Annotated in this window: 27 protein-coding genes; 21 read left to right on the top strand and 6 right to left on the bottom strand. The window is 37.2% G+C overall.

The window, feature by feature from the left end; all coding sequences use genetic code 11:
- Window positions 1-2: 2 nt before the first annotated feature.
- The 9 genes from KDN24_RS21715 to KDN24_RS21675 all read left to right on the top strand — a co-directional run bounded on the left by KDN24_RS21715 (window position 3) and on the right by KDN24_RS21675 (window position 7,649).
- Window positions 3-866, top strand: a complete 864-nt coding sequence (locus tag KDN24_RS21715; RefSeq protein ID WP_409974152.1) for a phage tail family protein — start codon at window positions 3-5, stop codon at window positions 864-866.
- A gap of 12 nt (window positions 867-878) precedes the next feature.
- Entirely contained in the window at window positions 879-2,216 is a 1,338-nt protein-coding gene (locus KDN24_RS21710) for a hypothetical protein (RefSeq protein WP_409974153.1), read from the top strand.
- Window positions 2,217-2,230: 14 nt separating this feature from the next.
- Complete coding sequence (locus tag KDN24_RS21705) at window positions 2,231-2,644, top strand: hypothetical protein (RefSeq protein WP_409974154.1); 414 nt, start codon at window positions 2,231-2,233, stop codon at window positions 2,642-2,644.
- Window positions 2,645-2,809, top strand: a complete 165-nt coding sequence (locus KDN24_RS21700) for an XkdX family protein (RefSeq protein WP_409974155.1) — start codon at window positions 2,645-2,647, stop codon at window positions 2,807-2,809. It abuts the gene before it with no gap.
- 3 nt (window positions 2,810-2,812) lie between these two features.
- The gene (locus KDN24_RS21695) at window positions 2,813-3,166 is read left to right on the top strand and encodes a hypothetical protein (RefSeq protein WP_409974156.1); all 354 of its coding nucleotides are present in this window, start codon (window positions 2,813-2,815) and stop codon (window positions 3,164-3,166) included.
- 1 nt (window position 3,167) lies between these two features.
- Window positions 3,168-6,335, top strand: a complete 3,168-nt coding sequence (locus KDN24_RS21690) for a siphovirus ReqiPepy6 Gp37-like family protein (RefSeq protein ID WP_409974157.1) — start codon at window positions 3,168-3,170, stop codon at window positions 6,333-6,335.
- A 4-nt stretch (window positions 6,336-6,339) separates the two neighbouring features.
- The gene (locus tag KDN24_RS21685; protein WP_409974158.1) at window positions 6,340-6,597 is read left to right on the top strand and encodes a hemolysin XhlA family protein; all 258 of its coding nucleotides are present in this window, start codon (window positions 6,340-6,342) and stop codon (window positions 6,595-6,597) included.
- Between the two features lies 1 nt (window position 6,598).
- The gene (locus KDN24_RS21680; protein WP_409974159.1) at window positions 6,599-6,832 is read left to right on the top strand and encodes a holin; all 234 of its coding nucleotides are present in this window, start codon (window positions 6,599-6,601) and stop codon (window positions 6,830-6,832) included.
- 127 nt (window positions 6,833-6,959) lie between these two features.
- Window positions 6,960-7,649, top strand: a complete 690-nt coding sequence (locus KDN24_RS21675) for an N-acetylmuramoyl-L-alanine amidase family protein (RefSeq protein WP_409974160.1) — start codon at window positions 6,960-6,962, stop codon at window positions 7,647-7,649.
- A gap of 95 nt (window positions 7,650-7,744) precedes the next feature.
- Here the strand turns inward: KDN24_RS21675 and KDN24_RS21670 are convergent, their stop codons facing one another.
- Complete coding sequence (locus KDN24_RS21670) at window positions 7,745-8,950, bottom strand: MFS transporter (RefSeq protein WP_409974161.1); 1,206 nt, start codon at window positions 8,948-8,950, stop codon at window positions 7,745-7,747.
- 133 nt (window positions 8,951-9,083) lie between these two features.
- On the opposite strand from KDN24_RS21670, the gene KDN24_RS21665 reads away from it, so the two are divergent.
- Both KDN24_RS21665 and KDN24_RS21660 read left to right on the top strand, forming a co-directional pair.
- Window positions 9,084-9,974, top strand: coding sequence for a LysR family transcriptional regulator (locus KDN24_RS21665; RefSeq protein ID WP_409974162.1), 891 nt, complete (start codon window positions 9,084-9,086; stop codon window positions 9,972-9,974).
- Between the two features lie 123 nt (window positions 9,975-10,097).
- Window positions 10,098-10,943 carry a DUF72 domain-containing protein gene (locus KDN24_RS21660; protein ID WP_409974163.1) on the top strand — a complete coding sequence of 282 codons (846 nt, stop codon included), beginning with the start codon at window positions 10,098-10,100 and terminating at the stop codon, window positions 10,941-10,943.
- A gap of 247 nt (window positions 10,944-11,190) precedes the next feature.
- On the opposite strand, the gene KDN24_RS21655 is transcribed toward KDN24_RS21660, so the two are convergent.
- A complete protein-coding gene (locus tag KDN24_RS21655) occupies window positions 11,191-11,436 on the bottom strand; it encodes a DUF2164 domain-containing protein (protein ID WP_409974164.1) in 246 nt (81 codons plus the stop codon).
- 407 nt (window positions 11,437-11,843) lie between these two features.
- On the opposite strand from KDN24_RS21655, the gene KDN24_RS21650 reads away from it, so the two are divergent.
- The 8 genes from KDN24_RS21650 to KDN24_RS21615 all read left to right on the top strand — a co-directional run bounded on the left by KDN24_RS21650 (window position 11,844) and on the right by KDN24_RS21615 (window position 18,985).
- Window positions 11,844-12,287 carry a DUF1801 domain-containing protein gene (locus KDN24_RS21650; protein ID WP_409974165.1) on the top strand — a complete coding sequence of 148 codons (444 nt, stop codon included), beginning with the start codon at window positions 11,844-11,846 and terminating at the stop codon, window positions 12,285-12,287.
- Window positions 12,288-12,394: 107 nt separating this feature from the next.
- Window positions 12,395-12,697: a YunC family protein gene (locus KDN24_RS21645; RefSeq protein ID WP_409974166.1), complete on the top strand. Its 303-nt coding sequence runs from the start codon at window positions 12,395-12,397 to the stop codon at window positions 12,695-12,697.
- A gap of 251 nt (window positions 12,698-12,948) precedes the next feature.
- A complete protein-coding gene (locus KDN24_RS21640) occupies window positions 12,949-14,034 on the top strand; it encodes an HD-GYP domain-containing protein (RefSeq protein WP_409974167.1) in 1,086 nt (361 codons plus the stop codon).
- 362 nt (window positions 14,035-14,396) lie between these two features.
- Window positions 14,397-15,587 (top strand): ABC transporter substrate-binding protein, encoded by a 1,191-nt coding sequence (locus KDN24_RS21635; protein ID WP_409974168.1) that lies wholly within the window; start codon window positions 14,397-14,399, stop codon window positions 15,585-15,587.
- Between the two features lie 84 nt (window positions 15,588-15,671).
- Window positions 15,672-16,547: a branched-chain amino acid ABC transporter permease gene (locus tag KDN24_RS21630; RefSeq protein WP_409974169.1), complete on the top strand. Its 876-nt coding sequence runs from the start codon at window positions 15,672-15,674 to the stop codon at window positions 16,545-16,547.
- Between the two features lie 12 nt (window positions 16,548-16,559).
- Window positions 16,560-17,498, top strand: coding sequence for a branched-chain amino acid ABC transporter permease (locus tag KDN24_RS21625; RefSeq protein WP_409974170.1), 939 nt, complete (start codon window positions 16,560-16,562; stop codon window positions 17,496-17,498).
- 1 nt (window position 17,499) lies between these two features.
- A complete protein-coding gene (locus tag KDN24_RS21620; protein WP_409974171.1) occupies window positions 17,500-18,285 on the top strand; it encodes an ABC transporter ATP-binding protein in 786 nt (261 codons plus the stop codon).
- Entirely contained in the window at window positions 18,278-18,985 is a 708-nt protein-coding gene (locus tag KDN24_RS21615; RefSeq protein WP_409974343.1) for an ABC transporter ATP-binding protein, read from the top strand. Before KDN24_RS21620 ends, KDN24_RS21615 begins: the two co-directional genes overlap by 8 nt.
- Before the next feature lie 270 nt (window positions 18,986-19,255).
- Here the strand turns inward: KDN24_RS21615 and KDN24_RS21610 are convergent, their stop codons facing one another.
- Complete coding sequence (locus KDN24_RS21610; protein ID WP_409974344.1) at window positions 19,256-20,227, bottom strand: M23 family metallopeptidase; 972 nt, start codon at window positions 20,225-20,227, stop codon at window positions 19,256-19,258.
- Window positions 20,228-20,463: 236 nt separating this feature from the next.
- Between KDN24_RS21610 and lipA the strand changes: the two genes are divergently transcribed.
- Window positions 20,464-21,381 (top strand): lipoyl synthase, encoded by a 918-nt coding sequence (gene lipA, locus KDN24_RS21605; protein WP_409974172.1) that lies wholly within the window; start codon window positions 20,464-20,466, stop codon window positions 21,379-21,381.
- A 45-nt stretch (window positions 21,382-21,426) separates the two neighbouring features.
- On the opposite strand, the gene KDN24_RS21600 is transcribed toward lipA, so the two are convergent.
- On the bottom strand, window positions 21,427-22,002 hold the full coding sequence (locus KDN24_RS21600; RefSeq protein ID WP_409974173.1) for a YhcN/YlaJ family sporulation lipoprotein: 576 nt from the start codon (window positions 22,000-22,002) through the stop codon (window positions 21,427-21,429).
- A gap of 111 nt (window positions 22,003-22,113) precedes the next feature.
- Between KDN24_RS21600 and KDN24_RS21595 the strand changes: the two genes are divergently transcribed.
- Window positions 22,114-22,389 carry a YutD family protein gene (locus tag KDN24_RS21595; protein ID WP_409974174.1) on the top strand — a complete coding sequence of 92 codons (276 nt, stop codon included), beginning with the start codon at window positions 22,114-22,116 and terminating at the stop codon, window positions 22,387-22,389.
- Between the two features lie 67 nt (window positions 22,390-22,456).
- Here the strand turns inward: KDN24_RS21595 and KDN24_RS21590 are convergent, their stop codons facing one another.
- Both KDN24_RS21590 and KDN24_RS21585 read right to left on the bottom strand, forming a co-directional pair.
- A complete protein-coding gene (locus tag KDN24_RS21590) occupies window positions 22,457-22,717 on the bottom strand; it encodes a cytosolic protein (RefSeq protein ID WP_409974175.1) in 261 nt (86 codons plus the stop codon).
- A 177-nt stretch (window positions 22,718-22,894) separates the two neighbouring features.
- Window positions 22,895-23,161 (bottom strand): DUF3055 domain-containing protein, encoded by a 267-nt coding sequence (locus KDN24_RS21585; RefSeq protein WP_409974176.1) that lies wholly within the window; start codon window positions 23,159-23,161, stop codon window positions 22,895-22,897.
- Window positions 23,162-23,168: the final 7 nt, after the last annotated feature.

Genomic DNA, 23,168 nt, shown 5'->3' with positions numbered 1-23,168 from the left:
GTATGGGGAAATTTACCTTTTTCTCTTCTCGTGGACAAATTGTGGAGCTCACTAATAGAGCTCCTTTTATATTATCAAAATTTGACGGTCTTGGGGATGTACAGGCGGATGTAAAGGACCAGAAAGCCCCCTTCCAAGATGGTTCAACTTTTATCGATTCAACGTTAGGGGAGCGATTTATTAATTTTGAAATCACAATTTTAGCAACTGATCCTGTTGAGCTATTGAATAGGAGAAAATTAATTGCTTCGATTTTTAATCCAAAACTTGGAGTTGGGATTCTCCGTTATGAGAATAATGGCATTGTTAGAGAGATAAAAGCAACATCCGAATGTGTTCCTATTTTCCCAAGTGGTAATGACAATAAGGGGCAAAGATTTCAACGATCATTAATTAATCTTAAATGTCATGATCCTTACTGGCTTGATACTCACATTGAGTCTGAGCCAATGTCAGCTTGGATAGGTGGGATGGAATTCCCATTTGAATTTCCGGTTGAATTTGCAATGAAAAGTTCATTCACGACTCTATTAAATAATGGTGATGTAGAGGCTCCTGTTGAAATAGTCTTTCATGGTCCTGCTAAAAACCCTATCGTAACCAACAAGACAACAGGGGAATTTGTAAGAGTTAAAAGAACACTTGGTTTAAATGACAAACTTATTGTCCGAACAGCATTCGGAAATAAAACGGTCTTAATTGAGGACAGTACTGGCAAGCAAATTAGGGCATTTAACTGGCTCGACGAGCAAAGCGTTTTTTGGCAGCTTGCGGTTGGATATAACGAAATTGAATATAATGCAGATGCCAACTCAGACGAGGCAACCGTCCTAATAAATTGGCAGAAGCGTTATGTAGGAGTATAAAGGAGTGAAGAAATGACGGAAAAATCATCTTTCTTTGATAGTACCCCAACTGATAGTAGGAAATATTCAGCAGACGCATTTGCAGAGTATTTCCGTACTCTCTTTATGAGCGGGGTTTTTCTTGATAAAGACGTAAACGCTTTAAAAGTGACAGCTGCTGGTACAGCCATGGAAACAACACTTAATATTGGAATTGCTTATCTTGAAGGTTATCGATATGAAAATGATGCACCATTACATCTTTTACATGCTGCAGCTGACCAAGCGCAGGAACGGAAAGATCGTATAATTATTAGGCTTGATAAAGACCTTCGGACAATAAACGCATACGTGAAACAGGGAGTAGCTGGCAGTGTTGCCCCTACACTTGAACGTACCGCAAAAATATATGAGATATGTGTTGCAACTGTTACGGTTGTAGCTGGTAAATCTTATATTGAATCATCTCAAATTGTAGATGAAAGATTGAATCAAGAGTTATGCGGGCTTGCTTCCCCAACACATATAAAACAACATGCCCATGACCATAGGAGAGGTGGACCGGATGAAATCACTCCTGAGATGATAGGGGCTTTACCTATAACTGGTGGTGATTTAACGGGTCCCCTTACCATTAATGGTAAGCCAGTTGGTAGTAATGAAATAGATGGTGAACCTGCTGATATTACTTACTATGTTCGAGCTAATGGTAATGACAACAATGATGGAAGAACAGAAGCAACAGCATTTAAAACTTTTGGCAAGGCTATGACTAAGTGGAAAAGGTTTACTTTGGGCGGGAAGCGTACATTTAATATTGGTCCAGATGTTGATCTTGCAGCTGATTTAACACCTGTTCACAGAGAGTGGAAAGTGCAATATAAATGGGGTGGTGAAATAGTTTTTGATTTTAATAATGCTCATTCTTTAGTTCCTCAATTTTATTATGTAAAGTCAAAGGTACGTATTCAAAATTTCACAAGGTTTAACTCAGGGATATTTGATGGATCAATGATGATTGGAGAGAATTGTTATTTCCAGGATTGTCTTCATGTAGATGTAGATAATGTAAAAATTGACTTTAGTAAAGGTAGTCCTGAGGGGTATTCACCTAATGGGTGGGCATTTGCATTCGAGGGTACTAGAGGACGTGTTGGTTTGGCTGAATTGACGAAAGTAAGTAATTTTCTATATGCTTCTGAATTTGCGTATGTTTTTGTTTATCAACCTAAAGGTACAGTAAATGACTCATATTCCGTACCATTTATAGCTTCCAATGGGGCGATTATTTATTGTCTTTTATATCAAATAACAGGAGCGACAACTAAATATGAGACGCGTGAAGGTGGGCAGGTATACGGAATTAATTGAGGAAGGTGAAAAGAATGTATAAAGGGTTAATTATGAATGATAGTAATACTATCATCAGAGTATTAGATAATATTCAAGAAATTGATGAAACAGAGAAGCACATACTTTTTGGTGATAATGGAAAATTAGGCGGCATAGATTTAGCATGTTTAAATTTAGTTGTTACTGATGATAAAAGTGAACTGAAAATTGGAGATTCTTTACCTTTAGATATTCGAGATAAAAGAGACGAATTAGTAAAAAATACATCTGATAAAATTAAAACTCTCGAAAAAGAAAACAATGTTTTAAAGGAGAAAGCCACTGAAATGCAATTTGAAAATGCTAGCTTGCTAATGGATTTAGCACTTGTTAAAGATAGAAATAATAGTCTTGAAGTTGAATTTTCGACTTTGTTAATGCAACTTGCTATGAAGGGGGCAATTTAAATGTATTGGTTTCCTATTATAAATAAATATTTCAATCTTGGAATCTATAATGATGTTTTAGGAGATCGGATGTTTGTGGGAAATTTCGTTAAGGTTGGATGGATAACAGAAGAACAATTTGAAGAAATAACAGGATATCCATATCCAGCTGAGCAGGAGGTGTAGAACATGGCTGAAATTACAAGTGCTGCCTATCAAGATTTACGAGACTATATACAAGCAAATTGGTCTTATATTGCTTTGAAAAGTGAATCAAACGAAGAAATTATAAGAATTCCTACAAGTGATGAAAAAGTAGCTTGGCTCCATGAGGAAGGTACACCAATTCTTACTCTTGAGCTTAGGTTAACAGGTCTTGACTTTGATACCAAGCCGCAAATTGTTTCAAAAGCTGAGCTATATAAAACTTTAGAAAGTGCTAATCCTTTAGTAAGCGAATCGTTTGCAGCTGTAACAATAGAAGTTGATGCAGATAAATTAGTAGTTACACTTAATATTCAAGTGCCACAACAGGTGATTTAGGATGTCTATTAAATCACCTATGGAAATTCCTAACCTGTTAGCGTGGTTTGATGCCAGTACACTAGATTTGCAAGATGGGGATGCTGTAGAACGATGGGATGATGCGGGAGGAGGAGAAATAACACTCTCTGCCCCCGCTGGTAAAGCCCCCATTTATAAGAGTATGGGGTTGAAAAATAAGCCAGCAGTCGTATTTAACGGTACATCACAAGAATTATTGGGATCATTTCCAAATACCAGTCAAGATTCCACAATTTTTATAGTCTATGAATCCATAACAACTACTGCAAACCAATGTCTGTTTGGTACTGTAGGACATAGATTATATCACGTCACTAATAGTACTTCATGGACTGGACTTTGGAATGCTAATAGTTATTCTAACTTAGGTAGAGTATTTACGGGTGTTCAAATTGGTACATGGGCTTGGAAATGGAACACTAGGATAGACTACTATAGAAATCAGGGGCATGTAGGTACTCAGGCATTAGCCTTAACTGGTGCTGGGACATACAGAGATTTTGCTATTGGTTCCAATAAGGAGAATACCCACTATTTCAATGGTAAGATTTCTGAGATAATAATTTTTCCTAGTCGAATACCTGAAGCTGATAAGATACAGATCGAGGAGTATCTTCATCAAAAATGGTTAGTTGATGACAAATTACCTGCTGCATTGGTAAATGTGAAAGGATTAACGGTCGGTAATGGATCTGGAGAAAATGGTGGTGTTGTAAAGCCCCTTGGTAGACTGACCAGAGGTGGAACAGCAGGAAACGGCGATTGGAACGCCTACGGCGCTTTAAGAGAAAAATTCAACTCAAACGAAAATAGGTATATTGAATTCACAGTTCCAGCTTCTTATTTGCAGAAAACGTTTGTGGTAGGTCTCCAACCAACTTCAAAAGGAGTAGGGTGGAATCCAGATACGGATTACCAGTGGTATGTTTATTGGGGATTAATGAGAGCCATAAATCAAGTAACAAAAGAGCAAAGAGACTTTACCGATAAACCGCGAACAGCTGATATAAGGTATGGGGTTGGTATTCTAAATAAGAGGGCTGTCTGGTATATAAACGACCAATTATTTATGACATCAAGTAACGAACTACCGGATGATACAGAATATACCTGCTATATATTTCTATTCGATCAAGCAACCTATATAGAGAATCTTAAAACCGGAACTCCTCCGAGTAAAGAAATGCAAACGGAGCTTATTAAATGGTCTGGTGGAGCATACTGGCAAGAAACTGAAAACAACGGTATGTATAAAGCCTCAGGAGCCCCAACTGGATGGACCTCAGGAGGGAATAGTCATCCAGGCCAGTACTTAGATGGGCCAGCGGTTATAGAATTTATTTATCCTGGGGCAGGACAATACTGTATTGGAGTATCGGATCTATCAAAGGATTTTTATAATAAAAACTACGGAGCTGTTCACTTTAATCTTCGCGTTAGCGGATCGTACTGGTATATAAACGAGGGAACAACTACCACACAAGCCTCTTCTTCTACTGCAGTTCAGGGAGATATATTTAAAATAATTATCTCTAAAGACCAAGTATGTTATTTTCGTAACGATGTATTATTAAGAGTAAGCAATAGAGCTGTGACTTTCCCGTTATATGTAGAATCAACTATCAGTTCTAACTCAACAGCTTCAGGCACCATTCCAGCATCTTTGACTTTTGAAGGTGTCAAAATTTCAAAACAGGTTCCTTTTAAAGAACACAATGTTGAGCTATTGACTCACTTATCAAAACTTACTGCTAATGCAGCAGCAGGAAAAGAACATACTAGGATAGCATCATCTTTTAAGAGCAAAATAAAGTCGAATCTATTAAAAGAAATTAATAAATGTCTAGTAACACATGTAAAGCCTATTAATAGCAAACTTAGAATTTATACAAACAATAATAAGGTTGCGAAGACATCTTATGCCAAAATTATTGGAACGTCAGCTAAAGCAGTCTTGGACAAGTTTATTGTTAATACGCCAATTGGTCAAAAATATAGAAAGTCAATTAGGATTTTATCCCCGTCTATGGAAATGCTTGCTGAAATTGACGATTATGAAAGCTTAATGTTTACTCGTAGTTGGAATGGCATCGGGGATTTTGACATGAGTATCAACAGATATAAAAATTACACAGAATATTTACAGGAAGGAAACCTTATTCTCGTTGGAGCACAAATGAATAAGGTTTTTATTATTTTGCATCAAGAAATCGAGCTAGACGAAAACGGAAAGGCAACAGAGAACTTACTGATTAAAGGGTACCATCTTAAGGTGGTTATTTCAGAAAAAATCACTTTACCTCCTGTTCACACTGCGTATGACAAAAAGTCTGGCACGGCAGAAGAAGTTATGAAACACTATGTTAATAATAATGTAGTTAATCCAATTGATTCCAACAGAAGGCGTCATGAGGTTGTGTTAGCAGCTAACCAAAATAGAGGGGCAAATGTTTCTTGGCAATCACGATTTAAAAATCTAGCAGAAGAAATAGTTGAAATCTCCCTTATAACAGGATTAGGATGGAACGTACTACTTGACTGGGAAAACAAAAAATGGATTTTTGAAGTACAAGATGGAAGGGACTTAACAGCTGACCAGAACATCTTACCCCCTGTTATTTTCAGTCCACAATTTGAGTCAATCCAATCCCTACAATATGTAAAAAGTAAACTTAATTATCGTAATGTGGCATATGTAGCCGGACAAGGCGAAGGGGTTGATAGACGAGTAATCGTTGTAGGTGATGTAACTGGGGCAATTAGGAGAGAGGTCTTCATCGATGCTCGAGACGTTGCAGAGGAAACCGAAGATGATCCTCCGAAACAGCGTCCTGAGAAAGACATTATCAAAGATTTAACCGATCGAGGAAATCAGAAACTTCAAGATTTTTTACAAGAGGAATACCTTGAAGGGCAGATTTTGACTCATAGTACGTTTGTGTACGAGGAAGATTATGATCTAGGAGATATTGTGACTGTCCAAAATATTGACTGGGGAGTGACACTCAATGCACGCATTACGGAAATTAAAGAAATTTATGAAACTAACGGATTCAGAATTGAAGCGGTATTTGGTAATAATAGACCAACACTGATTAAAAAGATAAAGCAGGAACTTGCTCAAATGGGTGGAGAGGTTAGAAGGTGATACGATGAATCCCAATGTAAGTAAATTAGAAGAAAAATTAGATGACATAAAAGATAGACTCATAGTTATTGAAACGAAAATGGAAATGATAAACGGCGTTGAAAAAAATGCAACTGAAGCATTGCAAAGTACAAAAAGTGCACATAAAAGGCTTGATAAATTAGAAAGTAATAACACTTGGCTATGGCGTACTGTCATAGCTGCTTTAGTTGTTGGAGCTATTAATATTCTTTTTAACTATGTGAAAAGCGGAGGAATGTAGAATGTTTGAGACAGCTGTTATTATAGCTGTTGTTCTAGCCTTAACAGAATTGGTTAAGAGATTAGAATGGATTCCAGTGAAGTATGCGCCTGTAGTATCTCTAGTGTTGGGATTACTTGCAGGTCTTTTTTATGTAGACGTACAGACTTTGCAAGAAAAAATTATGTTTGGTTTAATGATTGGCTTGTCTGCCTCTGGGTTGTTTGACCAATCGAAAATGATCACCAAGAAATAAGCTACCTTTTCGGGTAGCTTTCTATTTAGTAAAGGGGGGTGATTAAAATGCTGATTTAAAGCGTTTTTTGGAATTTAGTACAAGCCGTTTTATGGAAAACAAATAAATTATTATGAGGTGATTAAGAATGGTAAAAATTTTTATTGATCCAGGTCATGGTGGTACAGATTCAGGTGCAACAGGTAATGGACTATTAGAGAAAAATTTAACGTTGCAAATTTCTACTAGAATTAGAGATATTCTTTTAGCTGAATATAACAATGTAGAAATTCAAATGAGTAGAACAGGGGACCAAACCGTATCACTGCCTGCAAGGACGAATGCAGCAAATGCATGGGGGGCAAATTTTCTATTATCTGTTCACATTAATGCCGGTGGTGGCACAGGATATGAGGATTATGTCTATCCAGGGGTAGGTGCACCAACGACAACGTATCAAAACTATATTCACGAGGAAGTACTAAAGCAAGTGGATTTTCGAGATCGTGGTAAGAAAACAGAAAACTTCCACATGCTGCGTGAGTCCAAAATGCCAGCTTTATTAACGGAGAATGGTTTTATTGATAATGCCACTGATGCTGGAAAGTTGAAACAAGCTTCCTTTATTGAAAGTATCGCACGTGGCCATGTAAATGGGATTGTAAAAAGCTTTAATCTTCCAAAGAAGTCGGGTGCAGTTTATCACACTGTCGTAGCTGGAGATACTGTTTATGCATTAAGTCAAAGATATGGAAGCACGATTCAACAGATTCGTGACTGGAATGGACTTGATGCAAACTATACAATTCGTATTGGACAAGTCCTACGCGTGAAATAAGTAAAGAAAGCCCTTCTCATTTGAATGCAAAGTGAGAGGGGCTAAGTATTTATAGTTCGACAATAAGAAGTCCTCATAAAGGATGAATGTAGAACTCAGGCAGTGGTTGTTTCACTAGAGTGAAGCTGTTTTTTCTTTTTATTCCCGATTTTTAACTGAAGTAGAATCATGACCGATACGATGACAGTTAATGCCATAATGGCCGGAGGAAAGCTGCCGGCATAATCATGGATTAAGCCAACAAAAAAAGGACCTAGGGAAGCGAATATATAGCCTCCTGATTGTGTCATCGCCGATAAGCTGCTTGCTTCTTCCATGCTTGATGATTCTTCAATCGGCAGCATTAAAGCTATTGGGAAAAGTCCACCTGCTCCTATCCCTAAAAATATACAGGCAAGCCATGGAGAAACTGAAAATTGTAGCAATAATAAGCCTACAAGTTCCATAACGGAGCAGCCAATTAACCAGACAACTCGATGTTGAAAACGACTGACGAGAATAGGAATTACGAAGCTAACTGGTATTTGCACGAGCGTAAATAAGGTTAAGATCATTCCAGCTGTATGCTTGTCATACCCAAATTCTTCAACCATCGGAGCAAGCCAGGCGGTAATAGAATAAAAAATGAAAGCCATCATTCCGAAAAAGGCAGTCAGCAGCCAGGCACGTTTATTCTTTAATGGCAGATTCATCCTTCTATTTTCTAATTTACGCTGAGGCTCGACTTGGTCTGCCAATTTTTGTTCCTTCTGAATCGGCTTCAACCAGAAAAAAAGCGCGATGAAAGCCAAAATAGACCAAGAAGCAACAGAAGACTGCCAAGAATGGTTAAAGACAGTTAGTAAAGGAACCGCAAAAGCTGAACCAAGGGCAGCTCCTATAACAAGCGCCATCGAATAGACTCCGACGATTGCTGTTGGATTAGCAAAATTTTGTTTAATAAACCCAGACAATAATGGCCCGATTATCGCAATACCGATACCAGCTAAAAAGGCAGTCGCTAGCATTAACCATGAAGAATGAATGAAATATCTAGCTGCAGTAGCAATGCCTATTAATAGAAGACAGTAAGCAATGGTTCTTTCAATGCTCCAGCGCCTGCTTAAATGAACTGCTGCTGGGGCGAAGAAACCCATACATAACACAGGTAATGAGGTTAATAGACTTGCAACCGAACCATTCATATTAAGTGTTTCTTGAATCGTTCCAAGTAAAGGAGAGACAGAAGTGATCGCAGGTCGCAAATTAATGGAAGCGAGAAAAAGAGCGGTGATCGGAAGAATCATCCTCATTGAACGCATAATAAGTCAACTCCATCTTATGTTTAAAAAATGTATGTTAAGTCTAATACAGTGTATAAGATGAGTTTTGATTGATCAATATTATTATTTCTATTAATATCATTAGTATTACTAATGAAAGTAGGTGAAATGCTTGGAAATTCGTCAGCTTCATTATTTTATGGCTGTTTGTGAGGAGATGCATTTTACAAAGGCTGCTGAAAAAATTGGCGTCTCACAGCCAACACTTAGCCAGCAAATTCGGGCGCTTGAGAATGAGCTTAATATGCCGTTATTTGATCGAATCGGAAAAAAAATTGCACTTACAGAAGCAGGAACACTTCTGTTAAGTTATGGGACTGAAATTTTGGACAATATCCAAAATGTGAAGGATTCAATTGCAGATTTGCGTCAAATTCAAAGAGGAACGATTAAAGTTGGGCTTATGCCTTCAGACTTAGATTATCGGATTTCTGAGCTTATTATTGATTTTCACCATAAGTTTCCAAAAGTAAAACTAATGGTCATCGCCTCCATCGAAATTTTACAGCAAGTTCTAGAGAGTGAGGTCGATATCGGAATTGGGACGAATGTGCTGCCAAATGATCGCCTTATTAAGATTCCTTTATGCAAGGAAGAGTACGTATTAACTGTTTCAAAAAGCCACCCATTAGCAGGAAAAAAGAGTATTGATTTAGATGAATTGAGAGATCTCCCGATGGTCATGTACCCAGAAGGCTTTATGGGGCGTGATTTAGTCGAGGAGACAGTGAGAAAACATGGATTTCGGTTAAATTCTATTTTAGAAACAAGCTCTGCTACTTCAATTATTCGTTTAGTTAAGGCTAATATTGGGGCAACGCTCCAGCCATATCCATTAATAAAGCAAATGAATGATCCAGCACTACATACGATACGCATCAAGGATGATCCACCAAGCCGCAGCCTATCGATAATATACCGTTCTGACCGTTATCTCGGTCAGGCGGCAAAGGCATTTATTGAACAAATTAGAGAATACTTTCAAAATGAGTATTTTATGTAAGATAATGTTATTATTAAGTTTTTTCATCAAAATCTAGGTGAAGATAGTGGATGTCTAGTGAATATTTGATTACTATTATTAGTAGCTGTAATAAAGATTACCTTCGAATGGAGGTTAGTTATTGTGATTATGATAGGTGTAACAGGTTGGGGAGACCATGACAGCTTATATCTTAACACTGATTCTCGTCGGAACAAATTACAAGAATATAGCGGTTATTTTCCGACCGTTGAAGTGGATTCAACCTTCTATGCTGTTCAACCAATAAAAAATTCGGAAAAATGGGTGAAAGACACACCAAATTCATTTCAATTTATTGTCAAAGCTTTTCAAGGGATGACAGGTCATGAAAGAGGCAATATTCCATATCAAGACAAGAATGAAATGTTCACTGCATTTAAAGATTCACTCAAACCTTATATTGAATCAAGTAAATTAGCCATGGTGCTTTTTCAATTTCCTCCATGGTTTGATTGTAGAAAGCAAAATGTTGATTACTTGCGCTGGTGTAAAGATCAGATGGGGGATATTCCGTGTGCTTTAGAGTTCCGCCATCAATCATGGTTCCATCCAGAATATAAAGAGAAGACATTGGAATTTATGAAGGATGAAAACTGGATACATACGATTTGTGATGAACCACAAGCTGGAGAAGGCTCTGTTCCGATTATTCTAGAAACAACGAGTGAAGAGAAGGTATTAGTCCGTTTTCATGGTCGAAATGTACATGGCTGGCAAAAGAAAAACGCAGAAAATTGGCGTGAAGTAAGATATTTATATCGCTATAATCAGCAAGAGCTATCAGAGTGGGCTGCACATTTACAAAAGCTAGAAACAATATGTAAAAATGTGTATGTCGTCTTTAACAATAATTCTGGTGGTGACGCAGCCGATAATGCAAAACAGTTAATTGATATATTAAATATTCAATATGAAGACTTATCTCCAAGACAGATGAATTTATTTTAGGGCTAGTATTTTTTAGATTGACATTAACATCCATTATTTGTTAAGTTAATGGAAACACAGAAGGGCAAGATTCTTATATTGCTAAGCAATTGCTCAAACCACATTTAAATCCTGAAGCAGAGGGAGCTAGCAGAAGCTTTAAGTTTATTGATAAAATCATTTCTTTATTAGTAGAGTAACATGATTAATAGTCAAACCTTAATGAAAAAAGCTAATCGGTATTTTTAACCGATCAGCTCTTTTTATTTCATTTTCTAATTGGGCGTTCCAAAGATAAGATTTCCTCTTCAATCGAAAAATATTGTTGTTCAACAACATTTTTCACATCATGAACAGCTGCATTATAAAAATGTGGAGCGAGTGAGTCTTTTACAAACTCTAATACTCTTTCTGCAGCAAATTCAGTTATTTCCTCATCTCTCTCTTGTGAGAAGAAAGTTTGAATATCAGAAATCATTAACTGTTGTTGCTCCTTTGTTAATTTGAAAATCATAATAGAACCCTCCCTTACAATTGCCTACTTGTAACTATACATGTTAGCTTACCCGATTATTAGGCTATTTTTTTTGAAAAAATCTGCTACACGGCAAATTTGCGAGCCATAATGGTTGAATAGGTGCTCCCACTTTTTTCTACTGATTTACATCCATACCATATGAAGAATGTACGAACGGAAAGTATAATTTATATAGGAAACCATTTGTATTCATTACTTGAACATATTATTATTTCCACAAGCAAACTATTCATAGACAAAGTAATCGTGCAGATATCTATTTTCATAAATTGCTTTGTTGAATGGGACTGATAATAGTTAATAACCTGTTGATTGAAGTGGAAAGCGTCCGCCTGAAGCGGAAAGTATGTAACAGGACCTAATGTAGAAGGAGTGAATTTAATATGGCAGAAAATAAGAAAAAATCCACGTCAGCTAAGAGGAACTCCGAAAAAGTATCAGGGCATCAGCAAGTAGTTGATTTTTTGAATAGCCTCGAACACCCTCTAAAAAAGGAAATAGAGGAAGTGAGAAAAATAATTTTGAGTACGAATGAACAGATGACGGAACATATAAAATGGAATGCACCAAGCTTTTGTTTAAATAACGAGGATAGAATCACATTTAATTTGCAAGGAAAGGAATATTTTAGGCTTATTTTTCATTGTGGAGCGAAAGTGAAAGTAAATAAAAAAGAAGGGTATTTGTTTGAGGATACGACTGGACTACTTGAATGGCTTGCAAGTGATCGAGCGATCATAAAAATGACAGATATGAATGATGTGAATAATAAGAAAGAAAAGCTTGCTGAAGTCATAACGAAGTGGATGGAGGTAACGAGTACATAAGAGACTAATCAAAAGCTTTTAATCCCTGCAATAATCTATAGTTTTGTTAACTACACATATTCCTTTTTTTCGCATACTTTGTAGTGGATAGAAAGGAGTGTTGTCTCATGATTGAAATGAAGCCGATTGACATAGAAGGTCAGACGTTTTTATCAATATCAGTTGCATTACCAAAAACAAATTTACTCGTTGTCACAAACGATAAAGGCTATATTATGTGTGGAGCTTTAGATGTCGCTTTATTAAATGAAAAATTGAAGGATCGGAAAGTAATTGCTGGTAGAGCTGTTGGAGTAAAAACAATTGAACAGCTTCTTAATGCCCCACTAGAGTCTGTCACATATGAAGCAGAAACGTTAGGAATTCAGGTAGGTATGATCGGAAGAGAAGCACTGCTTAAAATGAGCTGACTGAGATAGTCAGTACAGAGTCATCTATGTTTAACTAACCAGAAGGTATCTGCTCTCTTTTCCCTAAAATGTTACATGTTCTTCAAAATTAGGTAATAATGCATGTTGAATTACGATCATAAAAAAGGTTATTGTAGAAATAATAGGATAATTGTCGTAAAATGTAGAAAAATAATATTGGTGTTTAGTTACGTAAGAAATTTAGTTTATTATTGTACTAAAATTAATTGTATATAAAGCAGGAGTAAGTTATGAGATTAGTATCAGCCGCTACAGTAAAGCCCGGAGCTATTATCGCTAAACCTATTTATAATGATAAAGGACAAATTTTATTGAATAAAGATGTAGTTCTTTCCGAGGGAATTATCAATCGCCTTCAAGCTTCAGGCATTACGAATCTATTTATTAAAGATGAGCGAACAGATGATATTGAATATAATGGAACAGTTTCGGATACTCTTCGTAGAGAGGCTATTAAAGTGATCAATTCGACCTTTATTGATCTCCAAAATAATCCGAAGATTAATAGTTCCTTTGTAATTGAAAAAGCATCTAAGCGATTTTCTGAGTTAATTCGCAGTCTCCTCACAGAAATTAATGAGAAAAAAGAATTATTGACACTGCTTTCTGATGCATACACGTACGATAATTATATTTTTACTCATTCACTTAATGTAACCCTTTATTCTTTAGCCATCGGCATGCAGCTCAAGCTTTCTCAAAAGGAGCTTGAAATTCTCGGTACAGGGGCAATCTTTCATGATATCGGAAAATTAAGTGTGCCATTAGACATTCTTTTAAAGCCTGACAAGCTAACTGAAGTGGAATATTTAACAATCAAAAAGCATGCAGATGATGGTTTTCAAATTTTGCGTAAAGTCAGCACGATTCCACTGCTAGTGTCTCACTGTGCATTCCAGCATCATGAAAGACTCAATGGCTCAGGCTATCCACGCGGAATTAAAGGAGAAGAAATTCACTTTTTTGCCAAAATTATTGCGGTAGCAGATGTATTTGATGCAGTTACATCAAATCGTGTTTATCGTAAAGCACTGCTTCCACATGAAGGTCTTGAAATTTTATATGCTGGGTCAGGGACGCTATATGATCAGAGCATCGTAGAAGCATTCCACCGAGCAGTTGCCATCTACCCAGTCGGGATAACAGTTCGACTTAATGATGGAAGAAAAGGGATTATTTCTAGGCAAAATGTAGGTTTAGGGGATAGGCCAATTGTGAGAGTTCTAAAGCATCATGCTGAAGAAGTTGTCCCTTATGAAGTGGATTTGAAAAAAGAGCTAAACTTAATTATTACAGATTGTGATACAGCTTATTAATTTTGTCTAGACAAATTGGCAAAGAATAAATCATTTAACAATGTTAATCACAATAATAATATTACTTTCATATTAATGATCTATGCTAGAACAATATAAAAGAATAAATATAAGAATTTTAGATAAACGCATAAATAAAGGGCTTTCTCATTCAGAGAAGGCCCTTTTTTGATTTAACTCTTTGCGGCGCTAAAATATTTTTGAAAAATAGCATTATTCCCAAAATATTGTTTTGACAGATTAATTAAAACCTATTATACTAAACCATAGATTACACGAAATAGTCTGATAATACAGAAATTACTAATTATTGGTACTAATTAGTAATAAAAGATTATTTATTTAACAGGGGGGAAAAAGTCATGGTTTTCAAGAAAAAAATTACTTCTGTCCTAATGGCTTCAGCGTTAGTAGCTGGACTATTAGCTGGCTGTGGAAGTAAAGAAGCGGGTTCAGGCAATTCCAAGGGAGGAGACACGATAAAAATCGGGGCTAACTTAGAATTATCAGGCGGAGTTGCTTCTTATGGTTCAGGTATTGCTGATGGAGTTGCCCTAGCTGTTGAGGAGATCAATAAAAGTGGCGGTGTAGATGGAAAAGAAATTGAAATTATTAAAGTAGATAATAAATCCGATGCTGCTGAAGCGACAAATGCAGCTATTAAACTAACAAGTAAAGATAAAGTAACAGCTATTATCGGTGCAGCTACAAGTGGTAATACTGTGGCACAAGCTGAGATTGCCAATAATAGTAAAACGATTCTTATCTCACCTTCTGGCACTAGCCCGACGGTAACCGTAAAAGAAGATGGAACAGTGAATGAATTTGTTTTCCGTACGGCGTTTATTGACCCATTCCAAGGTACAGTGGCTGCAAATTTTGCTCTTAATGATTTAAAGGTAAAAAATGTAGCTGTTTATTCAGATAATGCTAGTGATTATGCTAAAGGGTTGGCTGCTTCATTTATCGAAACATTCGAGAAAGCAGGAGGAAAAATTGTTGCCAATGAATCATATGTAGCTAAGGATACGGACTTCCGTTCTACATTAACTCGTATTAAAGCAGCAAATCCAGAATATATTTTTATCCCTGGTTACTATGAAGAGGTTGGACTAATTGTTAAGCAAGCTCGTGAAATGGGAATTACCGTACCGTTAATGGGAGCTGACGGTTGGGATTCACCAAAGCTGGTTGAACTAGCAGGTGCAGAGTCATTAAATAACACATACATTATCAATCACTATTCTTCTGGCGATCCAGATGAAGAGATCCAAAAGTTTGTTAAGAGCTTCTCAGATAAGTATAAAGGTAAATCACCTGATGCCTTTAATGCACTTGGCTATGATACTGTCTATTTATTAGTAGATGCGATGAAACGCGCTGGAGATACATCTGACTCAACGAAAATTAAAGATGCCCTTGCAGCAACGAAAGATCTATCCCTCATTACTGGAACGATTACAGTTGATGAAAATCACCATTTAATTAAATCTGCATCCGTTTTAGAATACGAAGATGGAAAGCAAAAATTTAAATCTAAAGTTAATCCTTAAGATTAACCTAGAGAAATGGGGGGATTATTGATCCTCCCTTTTTTCTTTCTAGTTGTTCAGCTTTTCTTAAAAGGAGTGAGAATAATGGAATGGGTACAGCAGTTAGTAAACGGTATTTCACTCGGTAGTATTTATGCATTAATTGCATTAGGCTATACGATGGTTTATGGAATTATAAAATTAATTAACTTTGCTCACGGCGATATCTTTATGATTGGTGCGTTCGTTGGATTTTATGCTATTGCTGGCTGGGGATTAAGCTTCCTTCCGGCGTTATTATTGGCGATGACTGTCTGTGCAATCTTTGGCGTATTAATAGAAAGAATCGCCTATAAACGCCTTCGAAATGCAACGAGGATTGCAGCATTAATAACGGCAATTGGTGTTTCTCTTTTAATCGAATATGGAGTCATCTATGTTCGTGGTGCACAACCAGAGGCTTATCCAAATGTATTTCCTAACAAAACCTTTGATTTTTTTGGTGCCCAAATTAGCAGTCAGTCCTTATTCATTCTCTCTGTAGCGATTGTTCTCATGATTCTTTTGCAATTTATCGTCCACAAAACAAAAATTGGGAAGGCCATGCGTGCAGTTTCTCATGATATGGATGCAGCACGGTTGATGGGGATTAATGTAAATAATACCATTTCTGCTACATTTGCCATTGGTTCAGCGATGGCAGGGGCAGCAGGTGTTATTTTCGGTGTATATTATACGAAAATTGAACCATTAATGGGGATTATTCCAGGCTTAAAAGCGTTTGTTGCCGCTGTTTTAGGAGGAATAGGCATTATTCCAGGTGCGATGGTTGGTGGGCTTGTTCTTGGAGTGGTTGAAACGGTCGTAAGTGCTTTAGGATTTTCGCTTTGGAGAGATGCTGCCGCATTTATTATTCTTATTTTAATTTTATTATTTAGACCGTCAGGCATCTTCGGTAAAAATGCTAGAGAGAAAGTGTAGGTGAAAGAAACGATGAAAAAGATAAAAGGATTTTGGCTGTTTTTAATCATATCGATCGTCGTATATGGAACGGTTCAATTTCTAATGAGTATGGGAATCTTAAATCCGTTGTATTCTAATACGCTTATCTTTATTGGCATCAACATTATTTTAGCTGTTAGTCTTCATCTAGTTATCGGAATTACTGGGCAATTTTCCATTGGACATGCTGGATTTTTAGCTGTTGGTGCGTATATTTCAGCTATTTTTACGATGAAATTACAACTTCCATTTCCCATTGCTTTAATTGCTGGAGGGCTCATTGCTGCGCTGGCAGGGTTAATCGTTGGGATTCCAACTCTTCGATTAAAAGGTGATTATTTAGCAATCGCGACATTAGGCTTTGCAGAAATTATTAGAATTGTTTTTCTGAATATTGATTATGTTGGTGGGGCAGCAGGTATGCAAGTAACCCATTTGACGACATGGACATATACGTTCATCTGCTTATTTATTACGATTACGGTTATTATGAACTTTACAAATTCTCGACATGGCCGTGCCTGTATTTCCGTTCGTGAAAATGAAGTTGCAGCTGATGCGATGGGAATTAATACGACCTATTATAAGGTTATTGCTTTTGCATTAGGTTCTTTCTTTGCAGGCGTAGCAGGTGGGCTCTATTCACATAACTTTTATATTATTCAACCGACAAATTTTGGTTTCTTAAAGTCTTTTGATATCTTAATTTTTGTTGTACTTGGGGGACTTGGCAGTTTATCAGGAGCTGTCATTTCAGCGATCTTATTAACGCTCGTCTCAACCTTCCTGCAAGATTTCCCAGAAACAAGAATGATTATGTATAGCCTTGTACTAGTTATCGTTATGTTGTATCGACCTCAAGGCTTGATGGGGACACGGGAAATTACAGATTATTTCGGTAAATGGAAAAGTGCGAAAGGAGGTAGATAGAATGGGGCAGCCTTTGCTTAAAGTTCAAGAAGCTGGTATCCAATTTGGGGGATTAAAAGCTGTTTCCGGTTTCAGTATGGAAATTCATCAAGGTGAGCTTGTTGGATTGATCGGACCGAATGGAGCTGGGAAAACGACAAGCTTTAACTTACTAACGGGTGTATATGTACCAACAGAAGGAGACATCGTGTTAGAAGGAAAACGCCTAAATGGACTGCCTCCTTATAAAGTTACTCGTCTTGGAATTAGCCGTACATTCCAAAACATTCGCCTTTTCAATGAGCTTTCTGTGTTGGACAATGTTAAGGTAGCTTATCATTCTTTAGCAAAGCATTCAATTATGAGTTCTATACTGCGTCTTCCATCTCATTTTTCAGGAGAAAAAGAGATGGAAGAAAAATCGATTGAATTTCTTGAAATTTTTCAACTGGATAAATTTAAAGACGAAAAAGCGAAAAATCTCCCTTATGGACAACAGAGAAGATTGGAAATAGCACGAGCGTTGGCTGCAGGACCAAAATTGCTTTTACTTGATGAACCTGCTGCGGGAATGAATCCTCAAGAAACTCATGAACTTATGGAGTTAATAGCGTTTATTCGTAATAAATTTAACTTAACGATTTTATTGATTGAACATGATATGAATTTAGTTATGGGAATTTGCGAAAGGATCTATGTGCTCGATCATGGGCAGCTCATTGCGGAAGGGACACCAGAAGAAATCCGTAATCATCCGAAAGTCATCGAGGCTTACTTAGGAGAGGAGGTTACGAGTGACCATGCTTAAAGTCGATCAACTTAATGTTTTCTATGGCAATATTCAAGCGCTTAAAGGGGTCTCTCTAGAAGTAAATGAAGGGGAAATCGTAACTTTAATTGGCGCGAATGGAGCGGGGAAAAGCACACTTTTAAAAACATTATCAGGGCTTCTAAAGCCAAAGAGTGGATCAATTAATTATCGTCATACCCCAATTGATGGGAAGCCTGCACAAATGATTGTGAAATTAGGTATCTCCCATGTACCAGAAGGTCGGCGTGTGTTTGCCAATATGTCGGTTGAGGAAAATCTTGAGTTAGGGGCTTTTTTAAGAAAAGACTCGAAAGAAATTCATAAAGATATTCAAAAAGTATATGAGACGTTTCCGCGCTTATTTGAACGGAGAAAACAGTCATCAGGAACACTTTCAGGTGGTGAACAGCAAATGCTGGCGATGGGGAGAGCCATTATGGCTAGACCGAAGCTACTTTTGCTAGACGAACCATCAATGGGGTTAGCTCCGTTGATGGTTAAAACCATTTTCCAAATTATTGAAGATATTAACCGAGACGGAACGACGATTTTATTAGTTGAGCAAAATGCACATATGGCTTTATCGATCGCCAATCGCGCATATGTCATTGAAACGGGCCGTGTCATCGTTTCCGGAACGGCAGAAGAATTAAAAGCAAGCGAAGAAATAAAAAACGCCTACCTTGGTGGGCATTAAACGAAATGCTGAGGCGGCTTGCCCAGGGGCGACAAGCTTAAGGCGAGCCGACAAGAAGATTGTCCTTTAATCTTCATGTCGGCTTGACTTAAGACCTCGAGCCCCTAGCCGCCGAAGCTGGACAGAACGAAATGCTGAAACGACTGTTTAGTGACGTATGGACTGGACTGACCCCGTATGAGATAAAGGAAACACGATAAGCGATAGCGAATCGATGTTGCACACGTCATCGTCGAGCCCCTTACTTCGTATGGTATGGTTTAATCTTTTTTACTTCTTTTTATTCCGTTCTTGTCTTTCCCACAGTCTCAAATGTGGGTAAGGATCAAACGACCATTCTGTATAGCCATTATCTTTGTAAATGCCATAATGAAGATGAGGCGGGAACTTTCCTGATGTACCAGGTGGGCCATAGCCTGAGCTGCCTACACCACCGATGAGCATGCCTGGCTCAACGATCTGACCGAGCTTTAAATCCTTTGCAAAGCCACTTAAATGGGCAAAGTAGTGATAGTTATTATTAATATCTCGAATGCCTATACGCCAACCACCAAATCGATTCCAGCCCTTCATTTCAATAATTCCATAAGCGGTAGCTTTTATGGGTACACCGTAGCTGGCAAAAATATCAGTACCTTCATGAATTCTTCTGCCGCCCCAGCCTCGGGCTGCCCCCCAAGTGTTTTTATAACTATAATTACTTCTTAGTGGGAGGGGAAATGCATGCTCATCTAAATCAAGGCGACCAAAGTGTTTATAAATTTTGGCTTTGCCCATTATAATGCCAATTGTCTTATCGCGTTTATAATAATTCCATAGCCCAAGTTTTAAATTGTCATGATCTGTGCCATAAGATTGGAGATAATGAGCAAAAGCATAAAGAACATCTTCATCATTCGATAGACTTGCTTTCTCATCGCCATTTCCATCCATCCCGAGACCATTAAAGAACTTGATGGACATAGGGTTTTCATCATTTGGATCTGGGTTTAGTTTGCCTGTCCACTCCTCCTGTTTGAAATATATGCCTGTTAAACCTTCAGCTGCCGGAATATCCTTTCTTGCTTTTCGCACATTTCGTTCATATTGGTCAACTGCTGCAAGATAATACCAAGGGACATATGTGACTGCTTCTATTTTTTTGTACAATTCCATTCTTTGAGCATAAATATCAGATTGATTCGTTTGAGCATAGCCAAGAGCATTAGGAAAAAAGAAACAAATAAAAGTAAGTATGACCATAATAAGGAGCCGCACCAAAAATTCTCCCTCCTTCATTTGAATGCGTATTTAGTTTGTGATTTTTAAGATAATTAATCTCTATCAAATAATGGTAATCGGTTCTTGTTCTCATAAATTCAATATGTTAAATTGACATCAGATGGTTTTTGATATCCGAATAGGGTAAACTATTTATAAAGAAAATAGTTAGAAAAACAAAAAAGGTTCGTGTTTTTTTAAAAAAGGGGAGTGGAAAAATGAGCAAACAAGAGGAATATTTAAGAAAGCCTGATTGGCTAAAAATAAAGTTGAATACGAATAAAAACTATACAGGCTTAAAGAAAATGATAAAAGAGAAAAGTTTACATACTGTATGTGAGGAAGCGAAATGCCCAAATATTCATGAGTGTTGGGCGGTTAGAAGAACAGCTACATTTATGATTCTTGGAGATACTTGTACAAGAGCTTGCCGCTTTTGTGCAGTTAAAACAGGACTACCGACTGAATTAGATTTACAAGAGCCTGAAAGAGTGGCAGACTCTGTCGTATTAATGAATTTAAAGCATGTCGTTGTCACTGCGGTAGCACGTGATGATTTAAAGGATGGTGGGGCCGCAATCTTTGCAGAGACGATTCGGGCAATTAGAAGAAAAAGTCCTTTTACAACGATAGAAGTATTACCGTCAGATATGGGCGGCGTTTTTGAAAACATACAACTGCTAATGGATGCACGTCCTGATATTTTGAATCACAATATTGAAACGGTTGAACGACTAACACCAAGAGTTAGAGCTCGTGCGAAATATGATCGCTCATTGGAATTTTTGCGTCGTGCCAAGGAATTGCAGCCAGACATTCCAACGAAGTCTAGCTTAATGGTTGGGCTAGGGGAAACAAAGGAAGAAATTATTGCGACGATGGATGCTTTACGGGCAAATCATGTAGATATCATGACGATAGGGCAATATTTGCAGCCATCAAAACATCACCTAAAAGTAGAAAAATACTATCATCCAGATGAATTCCAGCAATTAAAAGAAATTGCGATGAGCAAAGGCTTCAGCCATTGTGAATCAGGTCCACTTGTACGTTCTTCATATCATGCAGATGAGCAAGTGAATGCGGCTGCGAAGCGAAAGCAAGAAATTGGTGAACAAGAGCTAAAAGAAGCTTAATGATTAAGTAAAAGAGTTCAGCCTGAATACGCTGAACTCTTTTCATTATCTTTCACCCTGTGAGGATTTTTTCATTTCATTAATTAATTTATCTAATCCATAGCGAGAATTTGCACTGTTTGAATTGACAGTCGCATAGTTTTCGACATTTTTTCTTAAATTCGTATTATCACTTACATAAATATGAAACCATCTTGGTACAACCGACATGGCCATTTTCTTCACTTGTTCGGCAGTATGTGTACGATTATCGGAATCAGTATGATAAATGACTAATACTTCCTTGTCTGTCACTAATGTGGAGATATCATCTACATGTGGAACATTTGTACAATTTTTGCTTATAATATCGGCAAGCTGCTCTCTGTCTATGGCAGCATATTGTTCATATGCCATATTTTCTCCCATAATTGGGCTTCTTTGGTGACGAACATATCCATAGTTCTCACTTTTATTGTTGCCGTTATTTCGATTATAAATATCTGCGCGCTCATTATTGACGTTAATCGTATTTCCGCTTTTTTGGTAAGGGCCTTCATTAGCCATATGGTTTTGACAAGCTGTTAATGCTGCAAGTCCGCAAATACTGAAGATAATGAGTGATTTTTTAATAAAAAACACCTCCCTATTCATAGAATGACCAGGTAAATGTATTTTTCTCTTAGAAAATGATGGGGAATCAGTTATAATTTAAATAATGTAAGTAATGCTCCTTAAACAGAGGTGGAAAATGTGATTTGTATAAATAATGTTTGCTATGAAATTATTGAGGATGAACGGAATGGCTTTAATGAGGAAGCGTTTCGTGGAAGATATAGCGATATTTTAACGAGATATGATTATGTCGTAGGTGATTGGGGCTATGGCCAGCTAAGATTAAGAGGCTTTTTTGATGATCAAAACCAGAAAGCGACATTCGATACGAAAATTAGTACATTAACGGAATATTTATATGAATTTTGTAATTTTGGCTGCGCTTATTTCGTAGCGAAAAAAATTAGTAAATAATGTTGAAGAGGGAATGGAATGAATACAGTCCTTTATCCCTCTTCACATGAAGGATTTTAACTCAATATTAATCTTCATCGGTGATCGGTAAGTATTTCGGATCGGAACCTTCCATTTGTCGCTGCGGACTTTGATGGATGGGATTTATCACATTGTTAAAGGCACTATATGTTTTTGGCCTATCATCCCATTTCCTGCTTTTTGCTTGTACAGGCTCGTCCCCCTCAATGGATGAACCGTATGCTCCTTCAGGTAATTCCTGTGCACTTAGGAAGCTCCTGTATTTCTCAACATTTGAGAAATCTGCATATTGTTCTTTATCTTTCAAGATCATCACCTCAATGGTTTTTGTCGATGAGAAAAAAGGGAAAGGAAGACCTAATTCAAATAAGGCCCTCCTTTATTATTTGCAAATGTGTGAATAATAATCGATAAATAGCGGGAAAATCCAAATTACATTGATTGGCATGACCCGTCGTGCATGTCCAATTGAATGGATTTTACCTTATACTAATTCATAAAGAAACTCACGTAGTTCTTCCGCATCGTCTTCTTCTAATTGAAAGGCATATTCTAAATAGCCCTCCTCCTTCAAATCATCTGTACCAATTATCGCAAAACGGCTTCCTTGAATATCAAGAACGATTTGTTTTCCATAATATCGATCAGATTGAATAATTGCTAAGTCGAAGCGCTGATTCTTTCCAACAAAGCTCACAAAGCGTGTTTTTGTATCGACAACATCATCATATAAGAAAAAACGTTCAGTCACTAATTTC

This window comes from Cytobacillus sp. Bva_UNVM-123 (genome assembly GCF_046351715.2).
Taxonomy (GTDB): Bacteria; Bacillota; Bacilli; order Bacillales; family Cytobacillaceae; genus Cytobacillus.
Note: the sequence above shows the minus strand (reverse complement) of the source record. Positions and strands in the feature narration are given on the sequence as shown.